This is a genomic window from Pantoea sp. X-Soil-TKNS-1280 (genome assembly GCF_059730475.1).
The window spans coordinates 72,845-85,440 of record NZ_AP035967.1 but is presented as its reverse complement, the minus strand read 5'-3'; the positions used below and the strand labels follow the sequence as shown (position 1 = coordinate 85,440).

The 12,596-nt window shown below is 57.9% G+C and carries 16 protein-coding genes; all 16 read right to left on the bottom strand.

The features are described from left to right. Window positions 1-26: 26 nt before the first annotated feature. Complete coding sequence (gene trbB, locus AC6I8X_RS28835) at window positions 27-653, bottom strand: F-type conjugal transfer protein TrbB (protein ID WP_497842038.1); 627 nt, start codon at window positions 651-653, stop codon at window positions 27-29. Continuing rightward, complete coding sequence (locus AC6I8X_RS28830; protein ID WP_299455836.1) at window positions 650-856, bottom strand: hypothetical protein; 207 nt, start codon at window positions 854-856, stop codon at window positions 650-652. Before AC6I8X_RS28830 ends, trbB begins: the two co-directional genes overlap by 4 nt. Continuing rightward, the gene (locus AC6I8X_RS28825) at window positions 853-1,323 is read right to left on the bottom strand and encodes a hypothetical protein (RefSeq protein WP_497842037.1); all 471 of its coding nucleotides are present in this window, start codon (window positions 1,321-1,323) and stop codon (window positions 853-855) included. Before AC6I8X_RS28825 ends, AC6I8X_RS28830 begins: the two co-directional genes overlap by 4 nt. Window positions 1,324-1,333: 10 nt before the next feature. Then, window positions 1,334-2,128: a type-F conjugative transfer system pilin assembly protein TraF gene (gene traF / locus AC6I8X_RS28820; protein ID WP_497842149.1), complete on the bottom strand. Its 795-nt coding sequence runs from the start codon at window positions 2,126-2,128 to the stop codon at window positions 1,334-1,336. Further along, on the bottom strand, window positions 2,128-3,981 hold the full coding sequence (gene traN / locus AC6I8X_RS28815; RefSeq protein ID WP_497842036.1) for a type-F conjugative transfer system mating-pair stabilization protein TraN: 1,854 nt from the start codon (window positions 3,979-3,981) through the stop codon (window positions 2,128-2,130). The genes traF and traN overlap by 1 nt, the downstream gene beginning before the upstream one ends. Continuing rightward, complete coding sequence (gene trbC, locus AC6I8X_RS28810) at window positions 3,978-4,607, bottom strand: type-F conjugative transfer system pilin assembly protein TrbC (RefSeq protein ID WP_497842035.1); 630 nt, start codon at window positions 4,605-4,607, stop codon at window positions 3,978-3,980. Before trbC ends, traN begins: the two co-directional genes overlap by 4 nt. A gap of 13 nt (window positions 4,608-4,620) precedes the next feature. Next, the gene (gene traU, locus AC6I8X_RS28805; RefSeq protein WP_416414464.1) at window positions 4,621-5,613 is read right to left on the bottom strand and encodes a conjugal transfer pilus assembly protein TraU; all 993 of its coding nucleotides are present in this window, start codon (window positions 5,611-5,613) and stop codon (window positions 4,621-4,623) included. Then, window positions 5,610-5,951 carry a hypothetical protein gene (locus tag AC6I8X_RS28800; protein ID WP_416414463.1) on the bottom strand — a complete coding sequence of 114 codons (342 nt, stop codon included), beginning with the start codon at window positions 5,949-5,951 and terminating at the stop codon, window positions 5,610-5,612. The genes traU and AC6I8X_RS28800 overlap by 4 nt, the downstream gene beginning before the upstream one ends. A gap of 137 nt (window positions 5,952-6,088) precedes the next feature. Then, window positions 6,089-6,751, bottom strand: coding sequence for a hypothetical protein (locus tag AC6I8X_RS28795; RefSeq protein ID WP_497842034.1), 663 nt, complete (start codon window positions 6,749-6,751; stop codon window positions 6,089-6,091). Beyond that, complete coding sequence (locus AC6I8X_RS28790; RefSeq protein ID WP_299455847.1) at window positions 6,741-7,031, bottom strand: hypothetical protein; 291 nt, start codon at window positions 7,029-7,031, stop codon at window positions 6,741-6,743. The genes AC6I8X_RS28795 and AC6I8X_RS28790 overlap by 11 nt, the downstream gene beginning before the upstream one ends. Continuing rightward, on the bottom strand, window positions 7,028-7,648 hold the full coding sequence (traW, locus tag AC6I8X_RS28785) for a type-F conjugative transfer system protein TraW (RefSeq protein WP_497842033.1): 621 nt from the start codon (window positions 7,646-7,648) through the stop codon (window positions 7,028-7,030). The genes AC6I8X_RS28790 and traW overlap by 4 nt, the downstream gene beginning before the upstream one ends. Then, a complete protein-coding gene (trbI, locus tag AC6I8X_RS28780) occupies window positions 7,645-8,091 on the bottom strand; it encodes a type-F conjugative transfer system protein TrbI (protein WP_497842032.1) in 447 nt (148 codons plus the stop codon). The genes traW and trbI overlap by 4 nt, the downstream gene beginning before the upstream one ends. Window positions 8,092-8,106: 15 nt before the next feature. Then, window positions 8,107-10,752, bottom strand: a complete 2,646-nt coding sequence (gene traC, locus AC6I8X_RS28775; protein ID WP_497842031.1) for a type IV secretion system protein TraC — start codon at window positions 10,750-10,752, stop codon at window positions 8,107-8,109. Window positions 10,753-11,007: 255 nt separating this feature from the next. Continuing rightward, on the bottom strand, window positions 11,008-11,556 hold the full coding sequence (gene traV / locus AC6I8X_RS28770) for a type IV conjugative transfer system lipoprotein TraV (RefSeq protein WP_497842030.1): 549 nt from the start codon (window positions 11,554-11,556) through the stop codon (window positions 11,008-11,010). Window positions 11,557-11,890: 334 nt separating this feature from the next. Then, entirely contained in the window at window positions 11,891-12,082 is a 192-nt protein-coding gene (locus tag AC6I8X_RS28765; protein WP_497842029.1) for a hypothetical protein, read from the bottom strand. After that, window positions 12,075-12,548 carry a hypothetical protein gene (locus tag AC6I8X_RS28760; RefSeq protein ID WP_497842028.1) on the bottom strand — a complete coding sequence of 158 codons (474 nt, stop codon included), beginning with the start codon at window positions 12,546-12,548 and terminating at the stop codon, window positions 12,075-12,077. The genes AC6I8X_RS28765 and AC6I8X_RS28760 overlap by 8 nt, the downstream gene beginning before the upstream one ends. Window positions 12,549-12,596 lie beyond the last annotated feature (48 nt).

Genomic DNA, 12,596 nt, shown 5'->3' with positions numbered 1-12,596 from the left:
GAAAGGCGACAGCCGTCGCCGGTGGGTTACTGCGGCGTTGCCTCGCCGCTGGTCGGGACAGGCCCCAGCGTATCCGGGGCGAGGTGATCAATATCGGCCTCAATCATCTGGCCTACCCGCTGGCTCAGCGTGTTCATATCTGTTTCACCCTGATAGAGCGGATAAGCCATGTTGCTGTTCACGTTCACCAGGAAAGTGGTCGGCGTGGCAATGGGCAGGCCGTTTCCAAAGAACGTCAGAATTTCGCCGGCGATGGGTTCATTCGGGCCAGACTTACGGGGGATGAGTGCCACCGGGAAAGAGACATCGCCATAACCGTCGAGGGTATAGGGATACACTTTGATTCCCTCCTTATCTGTCCATTCCCTGAGCAGCGGATCGAATTTCGCGCTGTGGGGACAGCTGCGCTGCATAAATACCACAATGGCATAATCATTCAGGCTTACCGTGCGCCCGTCCGTCAGTGTCATGAAACGTGGCGCTTTCGGCGCTGAGAGGCGGGCCGGTGTCGTACCCGGCAAACCGAGCTGGGGCAGCTTGACCCCTTTTGCTGCCTTAACCTGCTCGATAACGGCAATCTCATCAGCCACCGTTGCCTGCGCAACCAGAGGGGTGAGGAGCATCAGAAGCGAAAGAAGATGATTTATCTTCACGACTTCACCTCCCCACGGCGGCGCGCGCGCCGGTAAGAAATAATGTCCGCAACCAGCGTCAGCGCGGCTCCCGCAAAACAGGCCACCGCGCTGGTTACCAGCACCTCATGGGTCAGCACCGGCGAGTAATTTATCAGCTGTCGCAGACAGTTAAGCAGAATGCCCGCCATAAACAGTATGGCGATAAAGGGAAGTCTGGTCATGAATTACCTCTTTGAGCCCGGCGGCGGATACCCCGTATCGCCAGGCTCGCTATCACTGAAAAGATCACGCCGCATAGGTAAAGTGACAACAGCACGCTGTTCATGCCCGAGACCCAGTCCTCACGCCTTACGACGACGTTCACACAGGGTGCAACCGCAGGTGCAGATGTCGCCCGGATGTTATCGGGTGTCATCGCATGCGGCGGCAGGGACAGCTCCTTACGGGTGGTACCGCCCTCTGCTGTGGGTGTCCGGCAGTCCCACACCTGACCGTCCGGCGCATCACGTACCAGGTTCTCTGCCTGTCTGAGCAGCATCTCTCCACTGCTGCCAGCGTGATGCGACAGCAGCAGAAACAGCACAAAGAATAACAACGCAGGATGGATAACAAAGGTCTGCAACAGGAGATCCCGCACCTGAAAAGCGGTGCGTAACCTCACCCGCCAGGCAGGAGAAATTGAATACATCTGTATTACCTCAGAAGTTAGGTTTAAAGCCGGTAGCCACGTTAAGGAAACGCTTTGCCAGGTCATCCTGGGTCATGAAGCCATAGGCCAGAGGACGGTAATTTCGCGATGCGGGATCGACCAGGAAAAGCGCCGGGAAGTGGCTGATCCCCATTCGTGCACTCTGCCCCTCATCACGGCGGCTGTCCGGTACCTGCGGGGAAACCGTGCCGTCCACGCTGACCGGTATCAGTGAGATGTGCTTCAGCCGCGCAAAATCAGCGACCACACCGGCCATTTGTGCATCAATCGGGTCGCTGCCACGATAGAAGTAGAAAAGACCGTACTGGCTGGCCAGCTCGCTGATAGCCTGTGTTTCCTTATCCTGATCGCGCGCCTGCTGCAGCGGTGCCGTGCTGTTGTAATGCGGATGCTCCAGGTTGTAATCGAGATCCGGATGGTCGAGTTGTGCCACGGCAAATGACTGGCTGAACATCGAGGCGCGGTCAGTCCAGAACTTCTGCCAGTGCAGGAAGGTTGCCGTATTTTCCGCAGAGGGATACAAAATCGCCCGATCCAGCGCCTGCTTTGTATAGCCTTTCAGCACCTCTGCCTGCTTCTCAGGGGAAAGCTGACTGAAGTCCGGTACCACCGGCGCGGCGGGCTTAGGTGCCGGCGGTTCCGGCTTTTTCTTCGGCTCGTTGTACCAGTGCCAGCCGGTAAAGGGGTCAGCTGGTGTGATCACGGCATCAGCAGCCGGGGTCTCATCGGCAAATGCCGGGCTAATACAGGTCATGAGCACGCAGGCGGTAAGCAGTCTTTTCATCATTTACCTCCCGTCTGGGCAGCAACCTGAGCGGCAATCCGGTCTCTCACCTGCTGGACCATCGTGGATGAATCCGGAATTTTCTGGTTGGCTATCAGGTCGCTGTAAAAATCCTGAAAGTTAATCAGGTCAAAGTTGATCGCCTGAAGTTCCGGCACCGTGATGCCCCGACAGTCAGGCGTGTCGCCGCTGCCGAAACTCACGTGCAGCTGGTCACGGCGTCCCTGCTCCTGAATGATGCGCGCGAGCTTGCCCTGAAAGACGCAATAGGCCTGCTTTTTCTGCACGCAGACACCCATCACCGAAATATTGCAGGCTTCACCGACGTAGACGGTCACTTTCTTCTCACGGGCAACACCGAGTGCTTTCTCATCGCTGCTGCAGTTAGCAAGCCCCACGCTGTTACCCCAGCCACTGTCCACACAGCAGTTATTGAAACCCGCCATCGCTTTGCGGCAGTAGATGGCCTGGCCGGTAAAGGCTTTGACGTTAATCTGATCGTTTTTGACGTCTTCGCCCGCTGACGCGAGGCCGGCGAGTTTCGCTACGGCGGTATCAAAGCCGCTGTCTCCCGCACCGTCTGTTTCGCTGCAGTCTCCCCCCTGACAGAAATACTGGCCGCCGCATAACAGGCCTTCGGAACTGTAGGATGTCTGGCACTGATATGTATCTGCTTCGTGCAGGCAGGTACTGCCCTCGGCTTCTGAGCAGCTTCGTGCGGAGAGGGTACAGTTTCTGTCGGCCATCAGGGTGCTGCAGTTGCCTGTGGAACTGACCGGGACGATGTAGGCATCCGAATACTGCCAGCAGTCGCTGCTGACCTGATAAGACTGGCCGTCAGTTCCCGTCACGGTCCGGGTACCGCCTTCCTCCGTGCAGACACTGCCGTCTGAGGCAATAGCCGTACTCCGATCGAACCCGCAGGATGTGCTCCAGCTGATGCCGGGCGTTGCCGTTGTCACCGTCTCCTGGATGGGAAACGTCAGCGTGATCACCTCTGTTCCTGCCTGGGTTGCCGTTGCGATCCCCGCGACAAAGTCCCCGACGTGGCCGGTGGCATTTGAACCGACGGTGAAGGTCAGCGTGTCACCTTTATTTATTGTCTGCGGCATGACGTTAAAGGGGGCCGAGTTGTTACGGTAAAGCGTTGCCGTCTGCCCGAATCCGGAAATAATAGCCGCCCAGCCGGAATGGTTGGTGGGGCTTGCTGGCTGGGTATAGCTCACCGTACCGGCCGAAATCACCCCTGATGAGGTGGCCACAACCTGATAGGTCACCACCGTACCGTTACTGGTCCCGTTATTCAGTGTGAAGGTAATGGTTGAGTCATGCGTCTCTGCTGAGTAGCTCAGCGTCGGCGTTGCGGTCCGGGCACAGGTCTGTACCTGATTCACATCCCTGTCACAGCTGTAGTTCTCAAACACCGATTTTGAGACCGTTGTTGAACTGCACTGGGTATTCGTACCGCTTGTTATACTGCCGCTGTTTGCCTCGGCGTTTTTGCCGTTCTGAATAAAATCCGCCGTGGGATCGATGGTGACGGCCGGGTTTTTTGTACTGGAATCATTAATAGCCTGCCCGGCTTCGCTCTGGCTCAGTGCGGTCTGGCCCTGACTCGCCAGCCCCCCATCACTGCCCTGCACGCCCCCGTAATACCCACTTTGAGAAGGGCTTGAGGTGTACCCGGGGATCAGTGCGGAAGGGTCTGTTCCGGTCGCGGCTGATGTTCCCTGGTTTTTATTACTGCTGGCATAACCTGACCCTGCATTAAACGCGTCGCTGACGGCATCTGCAAAAGCAGACTGCCCCCACCCGGCCATCAACATCAGAATTAGAGGGAAATACCGTTTCATCGGGCTCCCTCCGCATCCTTCAGAAGCTGCACAGCCGTCGCCGCGCAGTCACCGCGCTGCTTCACTTCTTCCAGAGCCTGTTTCACCGGCAGGCTGCCGTAGAGAACATCGAACCGGCTCCCGCAGGTCACAACCAGTGCCGGAACCGCCTTAATGCCGTACTGTTCATAAAGCGTCGGGTCTATCTGCACGCCTGCCTGCCGGTCCTTTTTCGACAGTTCAAAAATGGCCGACGCCGTTTTCCGGAAATCGTTATCCAGCAGCCCACGCAGCGTGGCAGGAATACCAAAATGCCGGGCATCCTGGAGCATCGGCAGCAAGCCTTCCTCCGGAATACTCAGGCTCACAAAGTAGACGGCCTTCGGCGTGGACCGGGAGGCACTGTTATCCTGGGCCTGTGACGCAGCAATTTCATTCTGCATCCGCGCCACCCGGCCCTGCTGGGCATCCGGCAGCATAATATTCATGCCCTTAAGCTGGCTTTTAAACAGTTCGAGATCGCGTTGCTGCTGTTTCATGTACGCCATGTCATCGCCGGACACAGTGGGCTGCTCAGCGGCACGGACACTAAGCGTGCACAGCAGTGCGGCGCTGAACGTCAGCGCCGTGATCAGTGGGGTATTCATGGTGAGTCCTTCTTTACAGGAAAACGCAGTTACGTTTTCGCCACATGAGGTAGCCGAAATTCTTTTTGGTTGTGGGCGAGTTATGAGTGGAGCCCCAGAGCTGTGTCGTGGAACCGAAGGGATGACAGTCACCCGGCTCCGGATACATGTTCACCATCTGGTAGCGCCATCTGGATTTAGGAATAATCGGTGACGGGTATTCAAAACAGACGGCGTTATCGGCACCGACTGACTCCATGACCAGTCCCTCACGATGCAGCTTGAACGCCATGCGCTCACTGACCAGGACCGACGCTTCAAGGGGTGAAAACTCGTTGCTGGTATAGCCCGTAAAGGGATACATCGAGCCCTGCGCACCGGCACACCAGAACAGTGGGTCCAGCGGCATGCCCGCTGCTGCTGCCAGCGAATCTGCTGCACACGATCCCTGCGCCAGCGGGCTGCTGAACAGGGATACCTCCGGGTTGATAATCATGGACAGCGTGCTGTCATTCCACAGTGGATCAACCTCAGACAGGTAAGCGATATCCATATCCCCGGTCTGCATACAGCCCACACTGGTGATGATGTTCAGCCAGAAGATCAGCGGGTACTTGTACCAGTGCACATGATAGAAACTGCCGGGCGAAGGGGAGTCACTCTGTCCACCCCGTCCGGTCCCGGTCCGCCCGAGGTCGATTTTGAAGCCTCCCATATTCACCATGACGCCGGGTTCTCGGGTGACGTCCGTCATCGCCATCGGTTCCCAGAATCCGATAGCCAGGCCCAGCCGGTACAGTATGCCGACAGGGCATAACTGAAGCGGTGAAGACGGGTTTGACGTGTCCGGATTTTTACCGGATGCCAGCTGAATACTCCCCAGCGTCATAGGAAACAGGCACTTCCAGCAGACGTCAGTAATGGGATTCACCCAGCGGCCGTCGCCGGCGTTATCCGCGAAAGCACTCTCCGGTTTTACCATCAGCACACCCAGAAGCAGACAGAGCATCAGGACATAACGTTTCATGTCGCTGCCCCCACCCTGAGCGGGCACAACCAGATGCATACCGGGCCGTCGTCCGTATCGTGAATACTGCCTGTAAACCAGGCCTCGCCTGCGGGCCCGGAAGGGAGCCAGTCGCTGCAGTTACCGGTTTCCCAGAACCGCGCCATCTGTTCTTCCGGTACCTCGTTATCCATCCACGTGGTTGCGGCCTTGAGGTTATGTGCCTTCAGCCAGGTCTCAAACTCACCCGGTAACGGGTATTCGCGATCGTCTGCAGGGATAAAAAAATCAGGATGTGTCCAGCCACCCCAGCGATCGCGCACGACCGGCTGAGCCGTTATGTCAGCTTGATGTGTCATGAAAGGAATTCCGTCATGGTGGCAGCTGTGCTGCCGTATCAGAAAGGAGTAATCAGATCTGCCTGCGGGGTGCAGGCTGAGGCGTACCGCAGCTGCGCGAGGAACGAACAGCCTGCGCAACGCGGACAGAATGCAGCTCAGTGTGGAACAGAGAGATCATCCCTCCTGACGACATACCAGCCAGCGGCCCTCACACCGCGCTGGCAGGTATCCGCCCTGAGAAGAAAATGCTTATCAGCATCCTCGCGCAACCTTTCGTCCATCAGTTCATACTGCTCCGTCAGAGGGGCAAGATAGTACTGACGTGCTCCTGCCAGTTCCCGGCCCACGCGCACTCGTACAGACAGGGGCAGTGACACCTCTGCACGTTCATCTGTGTGCAATGTGTAGCCTTCATCTTCCAGCGCTGTACTGAACACGTCCAGCAGATGCTGCCAGTATGCGGTGGTTTCGTGCTCCGCCACCCGTTCAGCCATTTCCCGGCTGCCGAAAGTGGCTGGCGCGGAAACCGGAGTGCCATACCTTACGCTCATCGCACCCGGTTTATTTGCAAGCATGGCCACACAGCTGCGCCCCACACGGATGAGAACAATGGACATCGTCAGCAACAGCAGAAACATCCCGGCGGCAGGCAGATGATCCGCCAGGTTACCCAATGCCCTGATGCTGTCGGGTGACAGACCGATTTCCGCACGGCACACAACCGGCGAGGTCTGCACCGGTACATCCTTTTGTTGCACAGGCAGTTCATCAGATGTCTGCCAGTCCTGTATGAGACGGGGCACAAGGTCAGTCTGCATACGTTCCTCCCGGCTTCATCAATCCCCCCATGCCATGACGCCGCATGACATCACCCACATCTTTATCATTCAGTGATGCCAGTACGATGGCCGTTCTGACCGCACCGTCATAGACCAGAAAGGCCTGCAGCGCCGCACGAATGATGACCGACTCGGTGTACAGCGGATGCTCTTCCGTCATGGTACGCAGACCACTTTTGTCACTGTCATCCATACGCACGGTCGCAGCATGGCGTTTTACTTTTTCGGGTGCGCTCTGTTCCCGTGTGTTGTGACTCATTTCAGTGCCACCTCCTCCACCTTAAGCCAGCGGTCATCGCGCGTGATGCGTACCGGCGTGTGCTCAAAGCCGAATTTTGTTGTTAACGTGCCGTACTGGTCGAAGTACACCGGCTCATCCAGTGCCAGACTGCTGTCACGGATGTTGCCTTTCACCAGAATGACCTTAAAGTTCTGCTGCCCGGCCAGCTGCTGCTTAACCCAGCGCATCTGTACAGGGTTATCTCCGTCGATGAAGTACAGCGTCTCGCTGTACGGCACCTTATCCAGCGGGTTCACCCTGTCGCCCGCGCGGGCAATCACGTTCCCCTGCATGTTCCGGATGGTTTCCTGCACGGTAAACGTCGGGTCATAGCGGAATGTTCTGTCCTTCACTGCCGGCGTCAGTCCTGCCACCGGTTCCGGACGCACAGCATGCGCTTTCACCCGGGCTTCGGCTTCACGCTGTATCCGGTCCATTTCCCCGCTCTCTTTCATGCCCTGCAGACGCTGACCAATAAAAGTCAGCAGGTCAGGTTCCGCAATGGGGAAAAGGTGGCCGATGGTGCCAAGTTCTTTTGCGCCAGCAGGCAGGCTGATCACGACCATAAGCAGCAACGCTGCCAGCCGGATCTTCACGGTGCCCCCTGCATCTGGCGGGCAATGTCCGCCTGGATCACCGGCGTGATGTCCGCTCCCCCGGAGACCACGGCCCCCTTCACCAGAATGACGCTGTCATGTTTCTCCTGCCACCCGCTGAGGCTGCTGTTCAGCGCCCTGCTGAACCGCTGCGTCAGGGTGTCCGCCGCCTCCCTGGACAGGGCCGTCTGTGCGGTCTGTTGCTTAAACGCGTCAATGGTCCCCTTCATGTCAAAGACCACGGTGTCCCGCTGAAATGACTGCACAACCAGCACACTGACTCCGGCGCTGATTACCGCCATCAGCAGCCCCGCCACACCGGCGCATAACCACCGGCTGTGCAGAAAAGACGGCTTCGTGTGTATTCCTCCGGGAACGCTGATATCAGCTGGATCCTGTGTTGCACTGCCCGCCTCAGCGGGCTGACTGTATTCTTCCTGCATCGCTGTTTCCTCTGATTAGGCGCTCGCGAGTCCGGCCCACTGTTCAAGTTCGCGCATTTCGGCCTGATACATATACGGTTCGCAGGCCAGCAGATAAGCGGCCTCCTCGCTGGTCGCCCCAGCCTCCTGCGCATCACTCATGTACTGATAGTCCTCCCCGCGGGTGCTGAACATCGCGCGCGTGACCGGGTCCACGAACACACGGTGAAACGAGCTGTATTCCCCGCTGGAAATCATCACCGAACTGAACCCCGTATCGCGTGCGGGCTGGAAACCGCGGATAACCTGCGTTTCCATTTCGCTGAACTGATCCGGGTTGGCATTGAGATACGTTTTAAAGGCCTTCGCATCCTGCAGCAGCGTGACTTTGGTCCCGGAACAGTCCCATGCAGCCGCAGCCGCAGGCGGTGCTGCCTGGTCTTTGGTACCGGTGAAGTCCTTGATGCCCTGAGTGATGGTGATGAACGCCCCGCGATGGCGGCGCACCGTGCGGTAGCCGGTTTCGATAAAGCGCGCCGCATGCGGGTTTGAGCCGCTGAAAAGCCGCCAGGCTTCGTCAATGATGGCCACCTTCTTCAGGCTGCGCGGCGAGTGGTACATCTTTTCCTGTATCGCCAGAATGAGCGAATAAAGGATGGCGGACAGCAGATGCGGCTGGTTTTCCAGACTCAGCAACTCCAGCACGGCAAAGCGGGTGTCGCCGTCCAGTGTGGGTTTGTCCGAGTTGAAGTAATCGCCGTTCGCCCCCCAGGTGCACCAGCGGTCCAGCAGCAGCACCAGCTCGTTGATACGGTTCATGATGGTCGGCTGGTTGCCATATTCCTGTCGGACCTCACCCGACTTCATGTACAGAACGACATCGTCGATACGCGCCCGGTTCTGTTTCGCCTCCCACGCGGCGACAACGCCCTTGAGCAGTATGGTTTCACTGACCTTATCCAGCGGTTCGTTGGGACTCGCCAGCACGGTCAGCAGCCCCTGAATGCCCTCGGCAGATTCCTTTATGTCACGCACGTTCGCAAAGGGGTTAAAGCGCAGTGTGGCACCGTCAAGGTAGGCCCCGCCCGCCTGCTTACAGAAGTTGCGGTAACTGCCCCCCATGTCGATAACCCAGCCGAAGCCGCCGGAATTCAGCACCTGACGCAGGATTTCCTGGATAAAGAAGCTCTTTCCGGCCCCCGTCGTGCCGGTCACCGCAATGTTGAAGTTGGTTGCCCCGTTGCTCTCGCTGAACATGTCAAAAAAGGCCAGCGCGTTGCGGTAAGTCGGCAGCGGACTGCCTGAAGGTGCCATCTGGCGTTCGGCAACCACCGGCATCAGGTTCACGGCATTGAAGCTCTTACAGCGCAGGGTCGCATTCATGTGCTTCATGTCGTCCCACAGCCCCTCCTGCATCAGGAACGGGAACGTGGTGAGCCAGTTACGCAGCTGCTGATAACGCGGCGCGGACATCTCCAGGTCATTTTTGCGGAACACGTTGATGGCGGCGAGTTCGCAGGCCTGCTGTTGGCTGTCATCATCCGGGCAGAACAGGGTCAGGTTCATGCTGAAGCTGCACATGGCGATTTCGTTACTGGACAACCCCATGCGCAGGTCACGCCACTCCTCGTAGGTGCGCTGCGTGTTGGGGAAGAGTTTGCCGTAGGAGGAATTGGCCTTTTTGCCCATATCCTGTTCCTTACGGAACGCCTCGTTCTGGCTGCTGACCTGATCCTCCACGCAGATGGTCCAGCTCAGCAGGAACGGACAGGGAATGCCGAGGTCCGGAAAGCGCATGTTCTGGAGGTTATCAGCCGCCTGCCAGAGGGCAAACTGTTTCGGCACCTTTGTCAGCTGCATATTCACCACGCGCGTGCTCGCAACGGCGTTATCGCTTTCATCACCCGTCAGCCGGTCACCTGTCTGGCGTGCCGTGGTCAGACGAAGGAACCCCGGGTGCACCTCCATCTCCGTACTGTGATCCACGCACTGTCGATGCAGCTCCTGCTCAGGATTCCAGTGCTCAGAACCGGCACTAACCTGGCCGGGACGGTAGTTGAGCTGCTCGCGGATCACCGTCAGGAACTCAGCAGCCCCCACGCGGCGGGTATCCATGTGCGCAGCCATCATGGAGACGCGCAGGGTTTCACGCACCTGCACCACTTCATCCATGACGCGCAGGCCACCGGTTCCCGGATGGGCATACACCAGAAACACCCGGTAATTACGCAGATAGAGCGGATACTCGCGGTTATTGACGAGCCCCTTCAGCGCCGAACGCTCCCAGTAGGCTTTGGTGATGGCGTTAAGGCGCGGTGCCATGTCGCCTTTCCACATGTCGCGGCTCAGCCCGTTCTCCAGCATATCGCCCACGCACTTGCTGGCTACCATCAGTACGGTGACCGGTGTTTTGCGCGGAAGCTTCTTGCGCAGCAGGTCGTCCAGCGCCTGCACCACCTGCTGATTCGCCCCGGCGAGCGGTGCCACCTCCATAATGAAACCGACCGACCGGCCGTTGATAAACAGATCCGACTTTTCATCGTACTCGCGGTAGGGGAGCAGGCTGGTAATTGAGGGCTGACTGAAACTTTCCCGCAGCATCTTTGAGGCCGTTTTTGCGCCCCCTTCATCACGGCTGCTGCTGAGGATACCGGCCAGATGATCGATGACGTTACCAATCATATTTATCTCTCCGTTTGTCCATGAACGTCCGCATCACATCGATCATCAACCGCGATTTCCCTGCTCCGGGATTATCGCCATAAATGTATGCATGTCCGGTAACGCCAGAAGGAGACCTGCTCCTGTGAAAATGCAGCGCTGCGGCTGAAGCACATGACGGCGGCATACGCTGCATCATCAGTGCCAGTCGTCCGGTACCCGGCTGTGACAGGCGTAATCGTGTCGCCTGGTATCCGTTAAGGATGATCGGCACCATTATTCGCCCTCGCTTATGACCCGAAAGTCTTCGTCCCAGCGGGATTTCTGCTTCACGAACTCCACGACCGCGGGCTGATGGAAGCTGTCCTGTTCGTCCACCCATGGCGCAATCCATAAACGCTGTGTGGCGTCAGGAATACGTCGTGCATCAACCTGCCCGGGTCCGCTGTAATTCGCCGGGGTAATACTGCCGGCGGATACTGCCGTGGTGCGCACAGGAACGATGGCAGAGTTCACACTACCGGGGCTGACCGGCTGACCGGATACCGGACGGGGTGCCAGCGTGGCCACACTGACGGGCCGGTACGGGTTAACGGCAGGCTTCACGTTGCCGGGCGTTGCCAGTGCCTCAGCCGCAGGCTTTGGGCCTGATTCCTTTTTTGCGTTCAGGTCATCCAGACTCTGATGTTTTGACGCCAGGTGGCTGGCATCAGACATCGACAGGCACTGGTCGGTGGCGGTTTTATTACAGTCGAAGTCGGAGTTCATACCGGCGCAGCCGGTAAGCGCTGCGCACAGCAGTGCACACGCAAAAAGTTTCTGCATAGTGGTGTCCTCATTGGCGGTAGTACCGCTCATGGGTGTATTGATGGTTGAAAAACAGTGAAAATCGCGGGTTCCGGCTGAAGGCAAACACTGGGCCGGGGGAGCGCATCGGTGCGCTACAACGTCAGTAACTGAAGGTGAGTTCGGGGCACTTAATAAAGAAAGCTAAGACCGGTCATGACGTTTCAGAGCATCGAGACATAAAGCTGGAGCTCAAGATCCTTCGTGGCATCGGCCTGCATCCTTTTCGGCGTGGCCGCTTTATCTTCACAGGCAAAATCACGCGGCAATACAGATCATTACCCACGGAATAACGTGAATAACGCCCCGGAGATCAGACGGATTTACATTCACCGGGTTTCTCCTGTGCTTTGCCCGCTTCCGCGAGCCTCTTCTGCTGATGCTCCGTCTCCGTCAGCAGTGCCGCCAGCTGACAGGCACCTGCTTTCGACTGCCAGGCTTGCCGGTAACGGACGCGCAGGGCACATAACCGGATAAGCTGCTCACGACGGGTGTGGTTATTCATTCGGGATATCCTCCCTCTCATCATTTCTGACCTGACGTGATGCAAACGCGTATTCACGCCGGGTGAGCGCACTCCGCTCTTTTTCCAGCCAGAATGACAGCACACGGGCCGTGATATGCCCGGTTTCCGCCACACAGCACTGCAGTTCCCGGAATGCCACTGCGTCAGCGGGGCAGTATGTTGTCAGTTCCTGAGCGGTAATATCCGGCCAGGAATGCGGTCTGCCCACCCGCCGTATCAGCAGGATGAGTGACAGCAGGACAAAACCGGCTGTCGCAACGTAAAGCACCGGTCTGCCGGTAAAGAGCCCGGTCGCCGCGCCCGCCGCTAAACATGCCGTTACGAACCATACCGTCAGACTCCCCATATACGGCGGATAGCCTGCTGACCATTCGGCCGCCCTGCGTTGCAGCCGGCTGTGCTGCGCCCACCGCTGACGGGCAGCCGGATTCTGATTTCTGTTCATGGCTTCAGCCCCTTCATTCATCGTATTAAGCCGGAAATATTCAGTACC

What these genes read in the sequence shown, in the direction of transcription:
- AC6I8X_RS28830 (WP_299455836.1), bottom strand. Translation starts at nt 856, where the DNA reads ATGACCAGACTTCCCTTTATCGCCATACTGTTTATGGCGGGCATTCTG.
- trbC (WP_497842035.1), bottom strand. Translation starts at nt 4,607, where the DNA reads ATGAATACCCCACTGATCACGGCGCTGACGTTCAGCGCCGCACTGCTG.
- AC6I8X_RS28795 (WP_497842034.1), bottom strand. Translation starts at nt 6,751, where the DNA reads ATGCAGACTGACCTTGTGCCCCGTCTCATACAGGACTGGCAGACATCT.
- AC6I8X_RS28765 (WP_497842029.1), bottom strand. Translation starts at nt 12,082, where the DNA reads ATGAATAACCACACCCGTCGTGAGCAGCTTATCCGGTTATGTGCCCTG.
- AC6I8X_RS28800 (WP_416414463.1), bottom strand. Translation starts at nt 5,951, where the DNA reads ATGACACATCAAGCTGACATAACGGCTCAGCCGGTCGTGCGCGATCGC.
- AC6I8X_RS28760 (WP_497842028.1), bottom strand. Translation starts at nt 12,548, where the DNA reads ATGAACAGAAATCAGAATCCGGCTGCCCGTCAGCGGTGGGCGCAGCAC.
- trbI (WP_497842032.1), bottom strand. Translation starts at nt 8,091, where the DNA reads ATGCAGGAAGAATACAGTCAGCCCGCTGAGGCGGGCAGTGCAACACAG.
- traF (WP_497842149.1), bottom strand. Translation starts at nt 2,128, where the DNA reads ATGAAAAGACTGCTTACCGCCTGCGTGCTCATGACCTGTATTAGCCCG.
- traV (WP_497842030.1), bottom strand. Translation starts at nt 11,556, where the DNA reads ATGCAGAAACTTTTTGCGTGTGCACTGCTGTGCGCAGCGCTTACCGGC.
- traN (WP_497842036.1), bottom strand. Translation starts at nt 3,981, where the DNA reads ATGAAACGGTATTTCCCTCTAATTCTGATGTTGATGGCCGGGTGGGGG.
- traC (WP_497842031.1), bottom strand. Translation starts at nt 10,752, where the DNA reads ATGATTGGTAACGTCATCGATCATCTGGCCGGTATCCTCAGCAGCAGC.
- traU (WP_416414464.1), bottom strand. Translation starts at nt 5,613, where the DNA reads ATGAAACGTTATGTCCTGATGCTCTGTCTGCTTCTGGGTGTGCTGATG.
- AC6I8X_RS28790 (WP_299455847.1), bottom strand. Translation starts at nt 7,031, where the DNA reads ATGAGTCACAACACACGGGAACAGAGCGCACCCGAAAAAGTAAAACGC.
- AC6I8X_RS28825 (WP_497842037.1), bottom strand. Translation starts at nt 1,323, where the DNA reads ATGTATTCAATTTCTCCTGCCTGGCGGGTGAGGTTACGCACCGCTTTT.